13 protein-coding genes are annotated in these 19,460 nt (G+C 64.2%); 4 read left to right on the top strand and 9 right to left on the bottom strand.

The window, feature by feature from the left end; translation table 11 throughout:
- Nucleotides 1–134 precede the first annotated feature (134 nt).
- The 4 genes from H6718_05375 to H6718_05360 form a co-directional block, all read right to left on the bottom strand.
- Nucleotides 135–1,298, bottom strand: coding sequence for a hypothetical protein (locus H6718_05375; GenBank protein MCB9584804.1), 1,164 nt, complete (start codon nucleotides 1,296–1,298; stop codon nucleotides 135–137).
- A 122-nt stretch (nucleotides 1,299–1,420) separates the two neighbouring features.
- Nucleotides 1,421–1,849, bottom strand: a complete 429-nt coding sequence (locus tag H6718_05370) for a hypothetical protein (protein ID MCB9584803.1) — start codon at nucleotides 1,847–1,849, stop codon at nucleotides 1,421–1,423.
- Between the two features lie 45 nt (nucleotides 1,850–1,894).
- A complete protein-coding gene (locus tag H6718_05365; protein MCB9584802.1) occupies nucleotides 1,895–4,300 on the bottom strand; it encodes a hypothetical protein in 2,406 nt (801 codons plus the stop codon).
- A gap of 69 nt (nucleotides 4,301–4,369) precedes the next feature.
- Nucleotides 4,370–5,578: a cupin domain-containing protein gene (locus tag H6718_05360; protein MCB9584801.1), complete on the bottom strand. Its 1,209-nt coding sequence runs from the start codon at nucleotides 5,576–5,578 to the stop codon at nucleotides 4,370–4,372.
- A 402-nt stretch (nucleotides 5,579–5,980) separates the two neighbouring features.
- Here H6718_05360 and H6718_05355 point away from each other — a divergent pair, with 402 nt between their 5' ends.
- Entirely contained in the window at nucleotides 5,981–7,300 is a 1,320-nt protein-coding gene (locus H6718_05355; GenBank protein ID MCB9584800.1) for a PhoH family protein, read from the top strand.
- Nucleotides 7,297–8,442 carry a DUF1704 domain-containing protein gene (locus H6718_05350; GenBank protein MCB9584799.1) on the top strand — a complete coding sequence of 382 codons (1,146 nt, stop codon included), beginning with the start codon at nucleotides 7,297–7,299 and terminating at the stop codon, nucleotides 8,440–8,442. Before H6718_05355 ends, H6718_05350 begins: the two co-directional genes overlap by 4 nt.
- Nucleotides 8,443–8,446: 4 nt before the next feature.
- Here the strand turns inward: H6718_05350 and xth are convergent, their stop codons facing one another.
- Entirely contained in the window at nucleotides 8,447–9,226 is a 780-nt protein-coding gene (gene xth, locus H6718_05345) for an exodeoxyribonuclease III (GenBank protein MCB9584798.1), read from the bottom strand.
- A gap of 462 nt (nucleotides 9,227–9,688) precedes the next feature.
- On the opposite strand from xth, the gene H6718_05340 reads away from it, so the two are divergent.
- Together H6718_05340 and H6718_05335 are read left to right on the top strand one after the other, a co-directional pair.
- Nucleotides 9,689–12,508 (top strand): TonB-dependent receptor, encoded by a 2,820-nt coding sequence (locus tag H6718_05340; GenBank protein ID MCB9584797.1) that lies wholly within the window; start codon nucleotides 9,689–9,691, stop codon nucleotides 12,506–12,508.
- Nucleotides 12,508–13,602, top strand: coding sequence for a hypothetical protein (locus H6718_05335; protein MCB9584796.1), 1,095 nt, complete (start codon nucleotides 12,508–12,510; stop codon nucleotides 13,600–13,602). Before H6718_05340 ends, H6718_05335 begins: the two co-directional genes overlap by 1 nt.
- A gap of 94 nt (nucleotides 13,603–13,696) precedes the next feature.
- Here H6718_05335 and H6718_05330 read toward each other — a convergent pair whose 3' ends face one another.
- The 4 genes from H6718_05330 to H6718_05315 all read right to left on the bottom strand — a co-directional run bounded on the left by H6718_05330 (nucleotide 13,697) and on the right by H6718_05315 (nucleotide 18,692).
- Complete coding sequence (locus H6718_05330) at nucleotides 13,697–15,232, bottom strand: hypothetical protein (protein ID MCB9584795.1); 1,536 nt, start codon at nucleotides 15,230–15,232, stop codon at nucleotides 13,697–13,699.
- Nucleotides 15,232–16,236 carry a hypothetical protein gene (locus H6718_05325; GenBank protein ID MCB9584794.1) on the bottom strand — a complete coding sequence of 335 codons (1,005 nt, stop codon included), beginning with the start codon at nucleotides 16,234–16,236 and terminating at the stop codon, nucleotides 15,232–15,234. Before H6718_05325 ends, H6718_05330 begins: the two co-directional genes overlap by 1 nt.
- 220 nt (nucleotides 16,237–16,456) lie before the next feature.
- Entirely contained in the window at nucleotides 16,457–18,205 is a 1,749-nt protein-coding gene (locus tag H6718_05320) for a protein kinase (protein MCB9584793.1), read from the bottom strand.
- Between the two features lie 253 nt (nucleotides 18,206–18,458).
- Nucleotides 18,459–18,692 carry a hypothetical protein gene (locus H6718_05315; protein MCB9584792.1) on the bottom strand — a complete coding sequence of 78 codons (234 nt, stop codon included), beginning with the start codon at nucleotides 18,690–18,692 and terminating at the stop codon, nucleotides 18,459–18,461.
- Between the last annotated feature and the right edge of the window lie 768 nt (nucleotides 18,693–19,460).

Here is a 19,460-nt window from a genome sequence, read left to right as displayed (position 1 = left end):
CGGGGCCGATTCTCCAACGGCCTAAACGACTACTTGGTCATGCCTCTGATGCGCATGATTGCGTTTCTGAAGGCCGCCGCCCCTCCACTGTGTTTGCTTGCTTCGGAGGGTCGGCTGGTGTGAGCGGGATGCGGCTACTTGGTCATGCCTCTGATGCGCATGATTGCGTTTCTGAAGGCCGCCGCCCCTCCGAAGTGCTGCCGCACCCGTGCGTGGCGGACGGGGTCGTCGTATTCGACGTAGAGGTTGAGTTCCGCGCGCACCACCGCGTTGAGCACGAACTGCTTTGCTGCTCGGTTGTCGAAGCCTGGGTTCGCCTGCTTGACCCGCTCGAGCACGCCAGCAACGGCGGCGTCTCCCTCGCCGTGGGCTTTGAAGCGTTCGTCCGTTTCAAGGTTGCCAACCAAGCTGGCTTCCGCACCGGTGCCGGTCGCGTACAGAGCGTCCAGCTCGCCACTGCTCAGCGAACCATCTCCGTCGCTGTCTCCGAAGATGAGTTCATCCTCGGAGTCCCCGTCGCCGTTCAGGTCAAACTCGGCGAAGCGTTCGCTCAGCGTATACACGAACAGCGGCTTCGGTCGCTTGTCGAAGTCGTCCCCCGCATCCAACGCGACCCGAACGCCGCGCACGAGCACCTCGCTGTCGTGAACCGATTCCGTGCTGCCATCATCCTTCAGGCGGGTGCCGTAGGTGTGCTTGATGAGCGTGTTGTCATCGCTCGCGTCGCTCTTGCTCGACTCGGTGCCACTGCGGTCATCTGTATCGGTCTTGCCGTCACCGTTCTCGTCGAGGGTGTAGCGAACGACCTCCATTTTGCGCACCAAATCGAGAGGGAGCTTCGCGGCTTTGTCGCCGAGCTCGAGGTAGCGCGCGAAGTACTCGTTCGAGTTTTTCGTCGGCTTGTGCTTGCCCCAGCCCTTGCCTTTCGGGAGCGAGAGGCCCTTGTAGAGGTCTGGGAACTTGAACTTTGCCCCGCCGTAGTTCCACGCGCTCTGCGTTGGGAGGGGTGCGTAGAGGTCGCCGTCATCACCGTAGAAGGCGAGCTCGAACGGAGAGGCGACCAAGATCAATGAGAAGCTGGTCGGCGCGCTCGCCTTGGGCTTGGGAGTACGCCGGATCCCGCAGCTGTCGCTCAGCTCCCGCAGCTCCTTCACGAACGCCTTGCCCTGATCCTTGATCGACGGCTCGGGGGCGTCGTCAGCGTGAGCGGCGCCGGCAGAGACCACTGCTGAGAGCAGCAGTGCGACTGAGCTGGCGCGACGGGCGAGTCTCGATGAAGCGGCTCCGATCGCAGGCATGGCGTCGGAGTGTCACATGGAAGCCTAGGCGAGGCCAGCAAGCCCAGGCGCTTCGGGGGCTGCGTCGTTCGATCTGAATACATCCAGACGTCGCTCGTCCCTGCGGTGTCCGCGACCAGTCGCTACTCGTCGCCGCACGCTCCGCCGGGAGCGTTGCGCTCGAGCCACTCCCAGACATGGACGCATTCGCCGGCGATCGCCCCGGAAAATACCTTAGAAGCTCCAGGAGCTCGCAGAGCCACGGCCCCACCAAGCACCTTGCAGAGCAAGTCGTTGGTTCTCAAGCGGCGCTCACAGAGGCCCGGATCCTTCGGTTGCTTTGCGGAAACGCCCGCGGCAAGTTGGCTCGAGACGCTCTGAGGCGCACCGTCCCCGGTGCCGCTGGTCTTCCGAATCTGCGAAGCGTCTCCGCTTTGGCTGGACTGGGTGCTGGCAGGTGTTGCGGCTGCCGCTCTCTCAGGTTGAGCGTCGGAGCGAGGTGGGTCTTCCTGGCAGAGGCCGCGTTCGTAGTCGTAGTGGCGTGAAGTTGCTTGGCGCACAGAGTCACTCATGGGCCAGCTTCGGCTGAGCATTAGCTCAGTTGTGTCCAAAGTCGCTCAGCGCCTTCTGCGTGGACCTGGACGCCGCCGCGTCGGTAGCGGCAGCGGCGTTCCCAGCTCTCCGCTCACCCCCAAATCCGGGGCTGCGCGTTGGTCGGGCGAGAAGCCACTGGCTACGGTCAGGCTATCCGGGCGGAAATCAAGGGCAGCGAGATCTGCGGCGGTCACCACGCTCCCCGCGGCCCGCTGGACGAGCGCCTCAACCAGCGCATCCAGTTCGCGCTCATTTCCTGGCCAGGAGTGCTCGATCAGGAGCGCGACGACACGCGGTTCCACGCCGAGCGGTTCGCCGCGCTGCCGCAAGCCTTCACGCGCGAGCCGCTCGATTAGCATCGGGCGCAGCTCCTCGGCGCGTTCGGCTAGGCACGGCAAGGTAACTTGCGCTTGCTCGACAGCTCTGTTTAGGCGTGGCGACAACGGGTTATTCTCTCGCTCTGTTCCGCGGGAAAGCACGAGTAGGAACTCTCCGCTGCGCGCGCGGAGGGCGAGGTCTTCTTGGATGCTGCTCGGTAGTGCGGCCGCATCGAGCACCATCAACGTGCCGCGCAACGCAAGCACACAAGGCGAAGTGTCGGAGCTCCAGGTAGCCGGGGAGTGAAACTCACTCCGCGCGGCGTCGATCACCACGAAGCGTGTTCCGCTGCGTGGACCATCCAGGTGCAAGCGAGCCGCCCACGGTACCGGGTCGACTCCTCGGGGGTGCTGGATCAACAGCGCGCCTGCGGTGAGCTCTCCGGTACGTCGCGCGAGGCGGGCGAGCTCGTCCAGCGCCACCCGGCTCGCGGGACTGTAACCAACACCTGTCAGCGCCTGCGCCAGAAGCTCTGTGGCGCGGCGGTTCACATCACCCTCAGCGTCCAGTGCACGCTCGAGCTCGGCCCGCTTCGCCTCGAGCTCTCCCATCTCCGCGCGCGCTGCGAGCTCGCGTTGTTGGGAGCGGCTGAGTGCCGCGGCTACACCCATCAACGCGCTGATGCGATCGGCTAGGTTGCGAACCGCACGGGCCTCTTCGAGGCTCATCGGTGCTGTCCTGTTGCCGCGAGGCAAAAGGATGAAGCCAGTTGGGCCCTCTTCCTCGCTGATCAGCGTGGCGCTGAAGGCGTTGCGGCTGTCGAACCAGTCGAGCAACGGGCGTACCTCTGGCTTGCGGATTTGAACCAGACGCAGCGTTTCTGCGCGCAGGGTGCGCTCAGGCTCGGCGCTCGCCAACTCGAAGAGGGACGCTGGTGCCTCGGCTCGAGCGCTGTGCAGGTAGCCTGCGATGTCCACGCTGATCGCTTCTGGGGGATCGATTTGCCAAAGCTCTGGCCGATTCCCGGGCATGGAGCTGGTCTTGCTCAGAGCCTCCAATGTGCGTTGGATCGCGGTTTGGGGCTCTGGTTCGAGGGCGCGCTCCGTGGCTCGTTCTATCGCGTCCAGCCAGCGCGACTGTTCCGGACCAAACGGGCGAGCCACAGCGCGGGCTAGGAGGCCCACCGCGATGCTCAACACGCAGCTCCCGAGCACGATGGTGCCAGCGTATTGCGGTGCTTGCCTCGCGGCAACGCCTGCGAGAAGGGTCACTGGGGAACCCATGAGCATGACGGCGAGGACGCCTCTAAGGCCCTTGCTGACGCTCGTCGGTTCGCTTGTCGTCGCCGTCCAGGTGGTGGCGAACGCAGCCATCAATAGAGCGATGGGCAGCACCCTGTCTGGGGGGGCAACGTCGAGCAGCGCCGCGGGCACGGCAACCAAAAACGCAGTGGTCGCCAAGGCGAGGGCGCCTGCCGCGCGATCGGCGACACCGAGCTCCAAGCGCCGCAACACACGCAAGCGCCACGCTGCGGCAACCAGCACGAGCAAGCTCCCAATGCCGGCGGTAGTTGTCGCGTAGTCACTCGCCAGCGGGGCGAGGCGACTTGCTCCGCTGGAGGTCAGCGCGCGGCTGAGGGGCAATGCAATTGCGATTCCCCAGAGAAACGTGACCAGACCGGCGGCGTCGAGGGAGCGTGTTGAGGGTGGGGGGGAGAGAAGCCCCTTCACCGGCGCGATGCGCTCTGCGGGGGCCAACAGGCGGCCGGACGCGGAAATCCTCGCTAGGGCGACCAATGCGGCGACGGCTGCGACACCCACCCCCAGGTTCGCGGCAGCGTCGAGCTCGGCTCGCCCGGCGGGACCGGTGCGCGCCATCGCCCACATCGAGCCGCCCCAAATCACGGCGCGTAGGGCACGGCGCGCGCTTGGGTCGATGTCGTCCTGACCTTGAACCGGCGCCTCAGTGCGGCGCCAGCTCAACACCAGAAAGAGAGGAATCAGCACGAGCGCCGCCCATGCGCTCCAGTTGTCCTTCGCCAGCGCGGCGGCCGAGCCCACGTAGAGCAGCGAGCCTACGGGCAGAAACAGCGGGCGCCAGCGAGCGAGCACGGTCGCAACATAGCCGACGTCCGCCACCGGGGCCAACGCACCCGCAGCCTGACGGTTGAGCGAAAACCCCTACTTCTTCGCGGCCGAAGGCGCTGGTGCGGGGGCTGCCTTCGCCTTCTCCGTCGGCTTGTCACTGGGCTTCTTCGAGTCTCCCGCTGGAGGAGGCTGGTCCGATGCCGGCTTTGCGGCAAAGCGCGCCTCCGGCCCTGGCGGCGAGTAGATCTGCAGAGCGACCACGGGCTTCGCGCCGGTACCTCGGAAGCTGTGCAAGTCGCCTGGGCTCAGGCGGACTACGTCACCCGCCTTGAGCGTCATCGCTTTGCCCTCTGAAGCTTTGCCGAAGGGCATCTCTCCCGCGCCCTGGAGGATCGCGACGTGCTCCCATTCCGTGGCGTGCTTGTGCTCGGGTACCCGCATGTCCGGGCCGCCGACCAAGATCTGCAGAGCCCCAACCCGGCGAGCGCTGCTTGGTAGGGTCAGGCGAACCTGCAGCGAACCACCCTGGTTGGGCACCGCTGAAAGCTCGTTCAACTGGCTGGTCTCGATCGCCGCGGAGCGCTTCTTCCAACGCACCTCCCAAGGCTTGGCTCGGGCCGCCTCGATGGCTTCCTTGATGCTTTCTTTTGGGGTGAGAGCGGCGATGAGGATGACGCTGTCCTCCGTCGCGCGAACGCTTGCGCCGCCTCCCGGAATGCGCGCCAGCGTCCAGCTCCCAAGCGCTTTGGGTGCTCCACCATCATCTCCAGTCACTAGCGCCTTGCCGCTGCTTCCAAGCAGGTAATACTCGAGGTGCTGGTGTCGCGGCAGTACTAGGGTGTTTCCCTTCGGAAGCTTCTCGCTCCACAACAACGCAGGGCTGTCTAGCGGGCCCATCGCGGGAGTGTCGACTCTTGACTCGGCGCCCGCAGGAGCTTTTCCAGGCAGATTTGCCCAGCTGGGATCTGGGATCCAATCCTTGAGTAGGCAGGTTTTCGCCTTGCACTCGCTGACCGCTCCGAGCAGCGGAATGCTACTTGGCAGCTCAGCCGAAACGGAGGCTTGGCTACCTGGGTTCGGGGCACCCGCCTCGGAGCCGCCGCTAGCTTCGTCGTCGTCATCGATTTCCTCGTCGTCCAGGTCGTTCACTTCCGGAAACGGGATATAGGGCAGCCCGCCGCTCGGGCCCGCCGGAGGGTATTGCGACTCTGGCGCGGTGGCGCTGCACCCGAAGAGAAGCCCAGCGCCAAGACACAAGGAACTCAAGCGGGTCACTGCGACGGCGCTGACAATAGAGGCCATGCGAAACATGAGGGGTAGTCTCTCGGATCGAAATCTCGTTGGCTAGAGCAGCATCCTGCGGCCGAACGAGCGTGCCTCGAGGCATGGGGCCGCGCTCACACGGCCTGCTGGGGGTGCGAGACCGGCGTCGTGGAGCGCGACACCGAGGCGCTGAATGGAAATCGGTCTCGTCGGTAAACCATGTAATTCCGATATGTTCAGTAGGTGTGGCCATGCGCTACTCGAGCTGTCGAGCGCCTTCGCGCGGGTGCGCGTTGCGGACGCCAGCGAGTGGAGCTATCCGCGGCGGTCGCCTCGAAGCACACTAGGCCGACCTATTTGAAAGGCAGCTCGATGCGCGGAACCACCGCGCGGTTGCGATGTTCGCGCTCAGGCGCGATCGGGCTTTGAACGAGATCTCTGATGAAGAAAACCTACATCCTCGACACCAACGTTCTGCTCCACGACCCACACGCGATCTTCAAGTTCGAGGACAACGACCTAGTCCTGCCGATCTACGTGATCGAAGAGATCGATCAGTTCAAACGGGACACGTCGGAGCGCGGACGGAATGCGAGGACCATCTCGCGCTTGCTTGACGGATTGCGTGAGCGAAACGGCTCCCTGTCTGAGGGGGTGAAGCTGGGGGATGAGGGGACGTTGCGAGTTCACGTCCCCACTAAGCGGCCAATCCTCGCGATTGCGCTGAATCCCGATTCTGGCGACCACGCGATCCTCCAGACCGCCCTGGAACTGCGGGATCACAATCCCACTCAACCGACCATCTTCATCACGATGGACGTCAACCTGAGAATCCGTGCGGATACTCTCGGGTTGCGCACCGAGGTGTACGAAAATCAGGCGGTCGAGCCAGAGCAACTGGATAACGGAGTCGTGGAAATCGCGCTCTCGGCCAACGACTTCGACCGCTACTTCGAGACGGGTGAAATCCGTCCGAAAGAGGACCTGCACCTGTACCCGAACGTTTGCGTGATGCTACGCGACGACAGCCCGCGCTCACGCACCGCGCTCGGGCGCTATCATGCCGACAAGGGCACCGTACGTGCGCTGCTCACCCCCCGCGATGGCTTGATGGGGATCCGGCCGCGCAATCGCGAGCAGTCGTTCGCGCTCGATCTGCTCCTCGATGATTCCATTCGCTTGGTCACACTCGTCGGCATGGCTGGCACGGGCAAGACGATGCTCGCGCTCGCCGCTGGCCTGAAGCGCACGGTGGAAGATGGCGTCTACGCGCGGCTCCTTGTCAGCCGCCCCGTGATGCCGATGGGCCGGGATCTGGGCTTCTTGCCCGGAGACATCAACGAGAAGCTCGGTCCCTGGATGCAGCCGATCTTCGATAACCTTGAGTTTCTGCTAGTCGCGAGCGGCGGCAAACGACGCAACATTCGAGGCATCGACGAGCTGGTTCAAAACGGCCAGATCGAGGTCGAGCCGCTGACCTACATTCGCGGCCGTAGTCTGCCGCAGCAATACGTGATCGTGGACGAGGCGCAAAACCTCACCCCCCATGAGGTGAAGACGGTCATTACGCGCTGCGGAGAGGGCACCAAGATTGTGCTCACGGGGGACCCTTTCCAGATCGACAATCCTTACGTCGACAGCGCGACCAACGGTCTCAGCGTTAGCGCGGACCGGCTGCGAGGCGAGCAGATCACCGGGCACATTCTGCTACAAAAGGGCGAGCGCAGCGAACTCGCCAACATCGCCGCCAGCAAACTATGACCAGACGCTTCGTCGTCTCCCCGCCTCAGGCTTCATCTCCGCTAGGAAGCAATCAGGAACCGGAAACTTTCGAGCTCTGCGCCCTCGACGCGTTCTTGTTGCGCGTCGAGAGCGAAGTTCGACTGCTCGATCGCGTTCGACCCCCGAATGCGGCTCGGAGCCTCGCAGAGGTAAGGAAGAGCTTTCTCGCTGGGCAGCCCAGGGCACCCGAGCACCCGCGCATCGAGTCTCCAGGATTCGGCGACTTGCGTGGTCTACTCGAGAAGCTCGCTCAGCGCCTGATGTCCGCCGGACCGTGGGGGCAGCTCTACGCGGCGCGCGTCCAAGAGCTGACCCTCGAAGCAGCGATCGTCGATGCGATGGGCTCCCCAGACCTGCTTCGGCTCGCAGAAGAGCGATTTCCTGTGGAAAATGGGGCGGCCGGTCGGCAGGCGCAAGTCTGGGCGCGCGCCTGGTTGGAGCCGCCCGAGGCCAACGAGAGCGAGCCTACCTTTCGCAGTGACGACTTGGGTGCACCGCAGAGCTTGATTCGTCAGCTCGAGGGCGAACTTCGCGAGCATGAGCTGGAGGTGCGCATCCAGCTGGAGCCTGATCTGCAGTCGCGAGCGGCTGTGGGGCAGGGGATCATCTACTTGAAGCCCGCACAGTGGCTCACCGAGCGCACCGCTAGGCGCCTCGTCTTGCATGAGGTTCACGGTCACGTCCTGCCGCGTGAAGCAGCTCGACACGCCCACGGCGGTTTGTTCTTGGTCGGCAGTCAAGGCGGCTCGGACGACGAAGAAGGGCGTGCGCTGTTGCTCGAGAAGCGTCACGGGTTGCTCGACCCCGAGCGGCGCTTCGAGCTAGCGCTGCGCCACGAGGCGGCGCGTCAGGCACGCGCCGGCGCGGACTTCGTGGAGCTGGTGGAGCTGTCGATGGCGCTTGGCGCGGATCTAGACATGGGCTTGCGCATCGCCGAGCGAGCGCGCCGTGGCGGCGGACTCGGGCGGGAGTTGGTGTACCTGGCAGCGCTTCACCGTGTGGAGAGCGCGTTCGCCACGACTCCGGAACTCGAAACCTGGCTGCGACGCGGTCGGGTGAGCATCGAGGCGGCTCGTGCGCTCGCTGAACTCGGCCCCGCTCCTCATCGGCTTGCGGCTTGAGCGACTAGAGATCGAGCTCGATCACCACCGGAGCGTGATCCGATGGCTTCGCTTGCTTGCGTACTGTCTTGTCGATGTGGGCGGCAGTGCAACGCTCCTTGAGCTGCTCGCTCAGCAGGACTAGGTCAATCCGCAGCCCAAGGTTGCGTCGAAACATTCCCGCGCGGTAATCCCACCAGCTGTACAGGCCGCCCTCTTCGTTGTGAAGGCGGAAGGCGTCTACGAGACCGAGACTCATCAAGTCCTGAAGCGCGGCGTGCTCTTCCGGGTGGAAGTGGAGCTGACCGCGCATGGCCTCGACGTCGTAGACGTCACGCTCATCCGGGGCGATGTTGTAGTCGCCGCATAACACGACGCCCTTCTTCGCGCGCCCGTCCTCGATGTCCTTGGCCACGGTTCGCTTGAAGTCAGCGAGCCAGCGCTTCTTCTTCTCGAAATCCGGGTGCTCGACGCCCTTCCCGTTCGGTACGTACGCGGAGTAGATGCGCACGCCTTTGATGGTCACGGCGAGCAACCGCTTGTCGTCCTCTGGAGCTGCGTCAAGGAGGCCGGCCTGAACGTCCATCAACACTCGAGAGGTCGCGATGGCGACTCCGTTGTAGGTCTTCTGGCCGCTGATCGCGACCCCGTAGCCGATGCGCTGGAACTCCTCCGTCGGGAAGTCAGCGTCTTCAACCTTCGTCTCTTGCATGCAGACCACGTCGGGCTGCGTGCGATCCATCCACTCCAGAACCTGCCCGAGACGGGCACGAATGGAGTTCACATTCCAAGTTACGATTTTCATCTATTTCTTGCGCCTGGGGGCTCCCCACGCTGCCGGCCCGCATACACCGCACGTCCGCGCGTGGCCAGAGCGCCGCCAAAACGCCGCGAATCGGCCTCCGAGTCGCGACAAAGCGTCCGCTGCGCGTGTTTGGCAGTGGTCGATGGCCGAAACGGGTCCCACAAAGCGCCGGGTTGTGACGCTTTGGTTTTTGCACCTTGTTCCCGCTTCCACCGGTTGGCGTCGTGATGACACCGACCGCGACCTGGGGCGCTGCGTCTTTCCTCGAACGCTTCCCCGAGGTGTGAACGAGGCGTCGCAAAGAGGGTCGTCAACCGGGGCCGTTTTCTGTAGTGATCCCGCAGGGCTTGCTTCAGACTCCAGGCGCCGCTCGCGCCTGGCCTGGCTCGCTGGGGGCTCGCGCGAAGCTCGCCCTTCGCGGCGCCAAAGTCGCCGGGTTGCTTGGTCTCGTCTGCACGCATCATGAGGACTCGAAAATTGACGTTGTCCAGTCGTCGCTCTCTTTCTCCGCTTGCACCGATCAAGCTCAGCCGAACGGTCTCCCTCGGTGTGCTCGCCGCACTGGCGCTGACACCTACCGCCGCGGCAGCGCAGGACGAGGGCAGCGGCGCGGTGCCCAGTGGGAGTTCGGGCGCCGTCGTCAAACCTGCGAAGGACGATCCCAAGACGGCGAAGAAGCCGGTCCTGGTTCCACCCAAGCTCGTCAAGTTCGCTTCTGCGCCGTACCCAGAGGAGGCACAAAAGAAGGGCATCCAAGCGGACGTCATTCTCGAGCTCACCATCGACAAGGACGGTAAGGTCACCGCCGCAAAAGCCGTGGAGCCCGTTGGGAACGGCTTCGATGAAGCAGCGGAGGCAGCGGCGCTCGAGTTCGTGTTCGAACCGGCGACCAAAGACGGCAAGCCGATTCCGGCGAAGATTCGCTACAAGTATTCCTTCACGCTAACCCCCGCTGAGCCCGAGAAGCCAGCTCCAGGTGAAACTCCGAAGAAGCCGGAGGCACCCACCACTGGGAACATCGGTGGCAGTCTACGCATCGCCGGAACCAAGGGTCCGCTTGCTGGCGCGCAGATCCTGATCACCAGCAACGCTGGTATTCAGACCGGGACGACGACCGACGCTCAGGGGAAGTGGAAGATTGAAGGATTACCACCCGGAAAATACGACGTTGAGATCTCGTCGCCAGGTTTCACCACCGGCAAGTTCCCTTTCGAGATCGAGACGGGCAAAGAGTACGAGTTCGAGTACGCGCTGCCGCCCGAGGTGGAAGGCGAGGAAGTCACCGTACAGGGCGTGCGGCCACCGCGCGAAGTGACTCGCCGTACCGTCGAGCGCCGCGAAATCAACCGTATCCCCGGCACCAGCGGCGATGCACTGCGATCTCTTCAGTCGTTGCCTGGCGTTGCGCGCCCGCCCGGGCTCGCTGGTCTGCTCATCGTCCGAGGCTCCGCGCCTCAGGACACCGCCACCTTCGTCGACGGCTCCGAAGTGCCGCTCATCTATCACTTTGGCGGTCTGTCCAGCGTGGTACCAACGGAGCTCCTCGACCGTATCGATTTCTACCCAGGCAACTTCAGCGCCCGCTACGGCCGGGTGATGGGTGGCATCGTCGACGTCGCGTTGCGCGAGCCAGACATCAGCTGCACGGGTCCGTACGGAAAGGCCTCCGAAAAGAAGGGCTGCTACCACGGCATGGCGCAAGTCGACTTGATCGACGCGCGCGTGATGGCCCAAGGCCCCCTCGGTCCGCTCAAGGGCTGGAGCTTTGCAGCGGCGGGTCGACGCAGCTGGTTCGACGTCTGGCTCAAGCCTGTCCTCGAAGAGGCTGGCGCTGGTGTAACCAGCGCGCCCGTCTACGACGACTACCAGTTCATCGTGGACAACAAGCCGGACGAGAACTCGCGGCTATCGATGCGCTTTTATGGCTCCCACGACGAACTGGAGATCTTGATCAAGGATCCGGCGGCGCAGGATCCAGCGTTTGGCGGCAACCTCTCGTTCTCCACCAGCTTCTGGCGCGCCCAGATGCTCTACGAGACCAAGCTCACGAAGGATCTAGAGCTCAACAGCATGATCTCGGTTGGCGAGACCAAGCTCGGTTTCTCCGTCTCGAGCTTCTTGTTCGACCTCAGCTTGGTTCCAATCGAGACGCGCAGTGAGTTCGGCTGGACGCTAACCAAGGGCGCCAAGCTGAACGTCGGCACCGACATCCAGATCGTGCCCTTCGAGGTGGTGGTGCGCGCGCCTCAACCCCCGCGCCCGGGTGAGCCCGATCCCGGTCCCTTCGTCACCAAGCCGCCCCTCGAGCAGCGTCAGAAGGGCACGGGCTACCGTCCTGCATGGTACGCCGAGGCGGAGGTGACACCGACTCCTCGACTGCGCGTCGTGCCAGGCGTCCGCCTCGACTTCGCGCGTGACTCTGGTCACTCGGATCTCGCGCCGCGCATCAATGCTCGCTACGACATCGTCAACCCGACCCTCGATGGCGACGAAGACGCAGGCAAGCTAGCGCTCCGCACCACCATCAAGGGTGGCGTTGGTGTGTTCCGTCAGCCCCCGCAGTTCCAGGAGACGGACGACGTGTTCGGCACGCCCGGGCTCGAGTCCAATCAGGCGATTCACTACACGGTGGGCGTCGAGCAGGAGTTCTCGCGCCACATCGAGCTTGGGGTTGAAGGCTTCTACAAGGATCTAACGAACCTGGTCAGTCGCCAGGCCGCGGACGATGGCGGCTTCGACTATGGGAACGCTGGCACCGGCTACACGATGGGCCTCGAGACCCTGCTCAAGTACAAGCCGGACAAGCACTTCTTCGGCTGGGTCGCGTACACACTGAGCCGAAGCGTGCGTCAGGAGAGCCCCGAGGAGGAGGAGTATCTCTTCCAGTACGACCAGACGCACAACCTCACGATGCTGGGGAGCTACCGCCTGGGTCGTGGCTGGGAGTTCGGCGCGCGTTTCCGCGTGATCTCTGGCTCACTGGATACGCCCGCCCTCAGCGAACCGGCGCTCACGGCGTTGTACGCCGCTGACGCGGGAGCCTACACGCCCATTCAGGCGGCCCCGTTCAGCGAACGCCTGCCGCTATTTCACCAGCTTGATATCCGCGTGGATAAGCGGTGGCAGTTCCGAGACTGGCAGCTCTCTGCCTACCTTGACGTGCAAAACGTCTACAACAATGCCGCGCGAGAGGCGATCTTGTACAACTACAACTTCAGTCGCCGTAGCTACCAACAGGGGCTACCCTTGATCCCGAGCATCGGCATGCGAGGTGAGTTCTGATGTCTGCCGAACGACTTTTCGTAGCTTCGAGAGAGCTCAGGCGTGTGATCGCTCCGCGCACTACCTCGCTTGGCCTGCTCGCCGCCATCACGGCCGCCGGATTCAGCATCGGTTGCGGTGCCGAGTTCGATCCGCCGAGCGAAATCAACAGTCTGCGGGTGCTCGCCGTGCAGAAGGACAAGCCGTATCCCAAGCCGGGCGACGACGTCTCGGTGAGCATGCTTTGGTATGACGGCAGCGATAAGGCCCCGCGACCGGTGCAGGTCGCTTGGTTCAGCGGCTGCTACAACCCGCCAGGTGACTTCTACTACGGCTGCTACGAGTCCCTCGCGCAGAGCCTGGCCGCCGTGGGCTCTGGGCAGACACCTCCACCCGGTTTTGGTGTCGGGACCGGCAACCAGTTTACCTTCAGCATCCCTGACGACATCATCTCGTCGCGGCCGAAGTCCAAAGACCCGGATTTGATTCCGTATGGATTGGCGTATGTGTTCTTCGCGGCGTGCGCAGGAGAGCTTGGTCCTGCACCCGAAGGCCAGGGTTTTCCCCTTGCGTGCTTCGACGCGACCGGTAAGCAAGTCGCCAGTGAAGGCTTCGTCGCGGGTTACACCGGCGCCTACGTCTACGACGATTTCACGAATACCAACCCGGTGATCACTGGCTTCGAGTTCAACGACCAAGTGGTTTTCCCGGACTGCATCGGGGACGCATGCCTCACGGATCCACCACCGCCAAGCGACGTCTGCGGTGAGGGCTTGGCATGTGTTCCTGCCTGCGAAGCAGATGGCGACCCGCAAGACTGCCCCGAGATCAAGCTGCGTCCGCTGATCTCGAGCGACGTTGCGGAGACCGATGATGTCGCGGCGGCCGCCGAGGGGCGCAACGTGACGGAGCAGATGTGGATCAATTACTACGCGGAAAAAGGCGACTTCAAGTCCGCGGTCCGTCTGCTGGCTGACGCTCAGAAGGGCTTCAACACCGACTACGGCACGAGCTTCTACGCCCCGAAGCAGCCAGGGGACATCAAGCTCTGGGCGGTCGCCCACGACAACCGCGGTGGCACCGAGTGGGTGCGCATCACGGTGCGCGTCCAGTGATTCCCGGAGTCAGAAGCAGAGCGTTGGGCGAGGCTTGAGTTCGTTGGGGGGGAGGCGCACTGAAGCGCTCCTCTCCCCCAGAACAAGCCTCCGATCAGCTGCAGCCTGGTGCGAATACGTAGATGGTCGCGTTGGTCCCAGCGCTTAGCGGCGGCGCTAGGACGTACCCAAAGCGAGTTCCCCCAGCCACGCCAAGCTGCGTCGTCGAGTAGGGGATCACGAAGCGAGCGGGGTCCAGCATCAGGGTTGACGCGCGTGTCACGATGCGCACGGACGTCTGGTTCATGTTCGCTGGATCGACCAGCGTAGCGATCACCGTCGTCGAGTTCAGCACGGCTATCGGGCCGCTAAGTGCGGTGTTGTAGGGCTGATCGGCGTACGTCTCGAGGTCCACCCGCTGGGTACCGTCCAGGCTGGTGCCGGTCTCATCAATCAGCGGCCAACGCAGCGTGACGCCAGTCGCCACAGGACTCCCCGCGTCGTCGCGAATCACGATGTTCGTGCTCCACACCAGCGACCCGTCGTTGCCCGTCGCGAAGTTGTGGCTGTTCGTGCTCGTGGGCACCTCCCCCGTCTGACCGTAGAGGTTCACCTCACCGTCGTTCTGGGCTTGTGGCGTCCCCGCCGAGCGCTCGAAGCTGAAGTAGGGCTCGAAGTTGCCGGTGCCCGTCTCCGTGCGGAATGTGATCAGACGCGTACCGCTCGAGCCGATGACGCGTGCACCAGATGGAATGCCGGCAGAGGTCTGCATCGTCACCGTGTCCGTGTTCATCAACGGCGGCAGCACCCGAGCCGCAGGATAGAACTCGCCAGCGTTGTTCAGCACCAGAAAGAACCCGTGCTCAGAGCTCGGGTAGATCGAGCTAATCGCGCTGCTGAAGCTCACGCCCGCGGTTTGCGTAACGGCGTGAGTCGACTTCGCGGTGGGGCGATCGATCCACGCGAGTGACAACCTCCCGCCAGCGATCGGACCCTGCAGCAAGATGCGGCCAGCGGTCGACGCCAAGCGCGTCACGGCAAACGGCGGTTGATCGACGTCCAGAGCCACAGGTGACACGGGGTTGGTCATGTCCCAGCCCACGATGCCCTTGGTGGCCGTGCCGATGAACAGCAAGTTGTCCAACGTCGCGATGCAGAACTGCGCGTTGCCGCCGCAACCGATGTCGTCCCCGAGGGAGAACTGATGGGCCTGAAAGCCGTAGGTCGTGGCGCTCATCTCGCACGTCGCCGAGCCGCCGCAGACGCGTCCAGTACACCCCACCGGTGGACACACCTCGTAGACGCACTCACCGGCGGTACACGTCGGTTCGAGGCAAGGATCGGCTGCTGCGGAGCACTCACTCCCGTTCCCGGTGCAGGTGCCAGCATCGGGTAGCCCGCCACCGGAGCCACCGGTCGCTCCGGCGGAGCCTCCGCTACCGCTCGTCCCTCCGGATTGATTCCCTGAGGAACCACCGGAGCCCCCACTGGCCCCTGCCGCTCCGGCGTTCCCGCCAACGGAGCTATCGGTGCCTCCGTCTTGCCCGGGGCCCGTGCCGATCAAGCTCTCGTTTAGGTCCAGGCTGCAAGCGGCGAAGGCAGCGCTGGCCAGTGCCGCGCAAATCAGTGGAAGTGACGTCGAGCGGCGCATCAGAAATTCCCCTTCGCCCATAGTTGAGCTGGCCCAACGCCCACGCTCATCTTGCCCTCGGCGCCCCCCTCGGAAGCGCCCGGCTGCCAAACGATCAGCGTGACGCCCGCAGCGGTCAACACACCGCCGGCGATCAACATGATGTTCGTCTTGGACTCGAGTCCCTTTGCGTGATCGAAGCTCTCTCGCGTTGGACCTGCCTTGTAGGCCGTCTCGGCGTCATTGGCAGAGAGCCCGAGGAGTACGCCGCCGAGCAGGGATGCGATGCCGGCGCCCGCCGTGATGAACCCGACAGTTTTCCACGGGGATTCTTTGGGCGCCGGTTCTACTTGCACCGGTTTCAGCTGGGGTTCAGCGAGTTCCTTCGGCTTGGGCGCCTCCGTCGGCTGCTCTTCTGCCTTTGCCTCCGCGTCGACCTCCAGCACTTCGCCCGCTTTCACCTCCAAGTTGCGCCGCTCGACTGAGCCGTCGCCGCGCAGGATCAGCAAGACGTGGGAGCCGTTGCTCGCGTGGAGCCTGGCGGGTGCCTTGAACTCCGAGTGATCGTCGAGTTGGACGCGCGTGGTGTCCTCTCCCAGGACGGATACGACGCCGAGCTCCTGCTCGAGCGCGTCGAGTCGCTCCCTGGCGCGCGCGGCCTGAGACTCGTTCAACTTCGGCGTCGCGAGGGCTAAGGCAAACGCATCGGCTGCGCGCGCCTTCTCGCCCGCTAGCTCCCAGGCTTGCGCGGCCGTGTAGAGCGCAACCGCGTGGGGTCGCAGACGGCTGGCAGCCTCGAAGTTCGTCGCTGCGTCGCGATAGCGCTCCTCACTCAGCGCTTTCTTGGCCTCGTTGTAGAGACGAGCGGCCTCTGCCTTGGTCTCCGACTCGCTCATCTCCTGAGCGCACACGGAGGGACTGAAGAGCCCGGTTCCCAGTCCGAGCGTGGTCCAGATCAGGCCGCTCGCGATCGTTCGACGCCAGCTTCGCGCGCCCATGGCCGCGATCGAAGAACACTTCGTCATCCGCTTGTCCTACTTCCTGCTCACGCCGGTGTGGCGTAACTCCTCAATCATCGTCTTACTACGCGTCGTTCTTCAAGATTGCAGCAATGACGTAGCGTTCGTAGCCGCCCGTCGGCGCGAGCGCGGCCCGTGTCGGCACCGCCCCAGAGCGCTTTTGTCCCCATTGACCCCGGCCGTTCGACGCGACCTTTGTCACCCAGCTCCCGCCAGGAGCCGGAGTTCAGTCGAATGGGTTGTCCGGGATGTCGACTGGCGCCGGTTTCGGCTTCTCAGCTGGCTTTTCCGGCTTAGCCGCAGGCTTCGGCTCCTCACGGGGCGCGGCCGGCTCTTCAGTCTTGGCCGGGGCACGCTCTTCGGTCTTGGCCGGCGCGGCTTTGGCGCTGAGCACTAGATCGACGGTGGACGGTGTCTCGGAGTCGAGGTTCAGCGTCTGCTCCTCGTAGCCGTCGGCGCGTGCGATGAGCTTGCGAGTGCTGCCGGGAAGCGGCCGGGGCACACGGTTCACGCCGACTTTGAGCACCGAGCCTTCGAACTCGAGCGATACGCCTTCTGCTGGCACGGTGCGGACCGTGATGTACTCGATGTTGGCCTTTAGCGGCGCCGGTTCGGGGTTTGGGCTGGCGGCAGGCTGAGCAGTCACCGGGGGTGGCGCAACCGTGGCCGCCGCCACAGGCTCTGGGGAGCCTTTGGAGCCGCCGAGCAGATACCACCCGCCAAAACCCAAGCCGCCGATCAGTAGGAAGGCACCTAGACCGATCCCCACACCCATGAACACGGTGCCCATCGCGCTCGGACGTTTCCGTGGGGTAGAGATGGCGCTCTGGCTGATCTCCGCGCCGGACGTCGACGTCGGCGCCACATTGCGGATGAAGCTCGGGACAGAGGCCGACTGATCGCCGACGCTCTGGAAGCTGTCGCGGGGAGACGAAGCTACCCTCGCCAGGCTCTGGCGCATCAGGTGCTTGATGTGCTCCTGGCGCTCGCTCACGATGTGACCGACCCGCGCTTGGAGTTCCGCGCCGATGTGGGTCTGCGTGATCACGGGCCCCGAACGGGCGAGCCATTCTTCGAGCGCCGTCTTCATCCGATCCGCAGTCGCGAAGCGGTGGAACGGGTCCATCGCCATCGCTTTCAGGATGATCTGTTCGAGCTCCTGAGGATAACCAGGCACATGCGCACTGGGCGGCTCGAACTGCCCGCTGAGGATCTGCTTGATGATGTGGATCTGGTTTCCGCCTGGAGCGCTGAATGGGCGCTTGCCGGTGGTGGCTTCGTACAGGCAGATGCCGAGCGCGAACACGTCGCTACGTCGGTCGATCTTTTGACCGCCCGCTTGCTCGGGGCTCATGTAGGGCGCCTTGCCCTTGATTTGACCGGCGCTCGTCGTCTCGGTGCTCATGCCCAGCGCCTTGGCGACGCCGAAGTCCATCACCTTCACTGAGCCGTTGGACCCCACGAGGATATTCTGCGGGGAAACGTCCCGGTGCACGACGTCGAGCCGCTGACCGTGATCGTCGGTCAGCTCGTGCGCGGCATGCAGGCCGCCACAGGCCTCAGCGATGATCTTCGCTGCCAGGCGCGCGTTCAAGCGCTGGGGAAGTGCGCCCTCAACGCCGCTGCCTGGCTTGAGCAGCCGCGCGAGGCTCTCTCCCTCGACCCACTCCATGGCCAGGTAGAGCACGCCGTCTTCTTCACCGAGGTCGAAGATCTCGCAGACGTTGGGGTGATGTACTCCCGCCGCCACGCGCGCCTCGTCGAGGAACATGCGCTCGAACGTTTCGTCCTCTGCCAGGTTCGGCAAAATGGTCTTGATGGCAACGACTTTGCTGAACCCGCGCTGACCGTGTTGCTTCGCAGCCCAGACGCGTGCCATCCCACCCTGAGCCACTGCGAGAAGAATCTCGTAGCGACCGAGGCGATCTCCCGGATGAACCTCTCCGAAGCCGCGGCCTGGCGCACTACCGATCACGAACTGCTCATTATATCAAGCTTGCCCCGAACGCACGCCCGAGAGCGCCCTCCAAGGGGTCGTTTTACGATTGAGCGTTCGTTTTTCTTATCACTCAGTGACAGCTTCGCGACGTGTAGGGGAATGAAGGTCGCACGCTGACTCCGACGTTCACGGTTTCAGCCAAACCGCTCGGTTTTCTGGGAAAAGTTGACCTTGAGATCAGTTTTCGCGCGGGAACGCGTTGCCGCTCGGTCTGACTCTGGCCAACGCCTCAGTAGGTCTCGTTGACGGGAGCGCTACGCGCCATCACGACTTTGTTTCCGTACGCTGGCGGCGGAGCGAGGTGCTCCGGCACCCGACGTGGCGGCTGGTTCTCCGTACGAGGTTGGATCGCTCGCGGCGGCTCTTTGGGTAGGGGGGGCTGAGAGCTTGCGCAACCGCTGCCCAAACACAAAGCGAACACGACCAACGCTCCGCCGCGCAAGAACGCGAGGGACGTCAGCATGCTGGAAGTGTTGGGCGGGCGGGTCGCACTCGTTCGAGTGATACACCGCATCTCGTCAAGCATAGCTCATCTCCTCTTTCATGCACGCTCCCAGCTTTCCATACGGCACTCGCGAGCACTGCATTGAGACTCGCTGCGTTGGTAGGCGCCGTGTTTCATTAGGCGCCGTGAGGACCACACGCGCCGTGAAGGCGAATGCACGTATTGGGCCGCGACGCGTGCCCGCGTCCGCTGCGGGTCGGTGTGATTTTGCGCGTGAAAATAGGCGAGCTGAGGGAGGCTGCCGGCAGGGCGTTGTTCACTGGTGTGGCGTTTTCGAGGTCTTGTTCGTTCGCGCCCCAGGCCGCGGTGGATGCACGCTTCAGGTTTCGCACGCCAGGCGCGACGCGAACTCGCAATGCGTGCGTTGCGTCAGCGGATCCGCGCGCGGGTTCGTTGGGGCGTCAGCCTCAACGGTGAGCGAACTCGACGCGGCTTGACGTCTTGGCCCGCAGCGTTTCCCAAGTTGCCGTGCCTTACCGTGTCCCAGAGGCTGCGGCGTCCCAGAGGCTGCGGCGTCCCAGAGGCTGCGGCGTCCCAGAGGCTGCGGCGTCCCAGAGGCTGCGGTGTCCCAAGTCGCCGGAGCGGGCGCATCGATTGGTACCGTGCGGATCTATGATCTGAGGTGAGCGAGTTGGGCGGGGTTTGGGGGGAGGTGCTCCGACTCTGAGCTGCGCCGGATTGCGGTTGCGCCGGATTGCGGTTGCGCCGTGAGACGCCGGCGTTGGG

Source organism: Polyangiaceae bacterium, from assembly GCA_020633205.1.
GTDB lineage: Bacteria > Myxococcota_A > Polyangia > Polyangiales > Polyangiaceae > JAHBVY01.
The sequence above is the reverse complement of the archived record's forward strand: the minus strand, read 5'-3'. Positions and strand labels throughout refer to the sequence as shown.

Excerpts from the sequence above, each read along its gene's own strand:
- H6718_05375 (MCB9584804.1), bottom strand. The coding sequence starts at position 1,298 with ATGCCTGCGATCGGAGCCGCTTCATCGAGACTCGCCCGTCGCGCCAGC.
- H6718_05340 (MCB9584797.1), top strand. The coding sequence starts at position 9,689 with ATGAGGACTCGAAAATTGACGTTGTCCAGTCGTCGCTCTCTTTCTCCG.
- xth (MCB9584798.1), bottom strand. The coding sequence starts at position 9,226 with ATGAAAATCGTAACTTGGAATGTGAACTCCATTCGTGCCCGTCTCGGG.
- H6718_05360 (MCB9584801.1), bottom strand. The coding sequence starts at position 5,578 with ATGGCCTCTATTGTCAGCGCCGTCGCAGTGACCCGCTTGAGTTCCTTG.
- H6718_05350 (MCB9584799.1), top strand. The coding sequence starts at position 7,297 with ATGACCAGACGCTTCGTCGTCTCCCCGCCTCAGGCTTCATCTCCGCTA.
- H6718_05355 (MCB9584800.1), top strand. The coding sequence starts at position 5,981 with ATGAAGAAAACCTACATCCTCGACACCAACGTTCTGCTCCACGACCCA.
- H6718_05315 (MCB9584792.1), bottom strand. The coding sequence starts at position 18,692 with ATGCTGACGTCCCTCGCGTTCTTGCGCGGCGGAGCGTTGGTCGTGTTC.
- H6718_05325 (MCB9584794.1), bottom strand. The coding sequence starts at position 16,236 with ATGACGAAGTGTTCTTCGATCGCGGCCATGGGCGCGCGAAGCTGGCGT.
- H6718_05335 (MCB9584796.1), top strand. The coding sequence starts at position 12,508 with ATGTCTGCCGAACGACTTTTCGTAGCTTCGAGAGAGCTCAGGCGTGTG.
- H6718_05370 (MCB9584803.1), bottom strand. The coding sequence starts at position 1,849 with ATGAGTGACTCTGTGCGCCAAGCAACTTCACGCCACTACGACTACGAA.
- H6718_05330 (MCB9584795.1), bottom strand. The coding sequence starts at position 15,232 with ATGCGCCGCTCGACGTCACTTCCACTGATTTGCGCGGCACTGGCCAGC.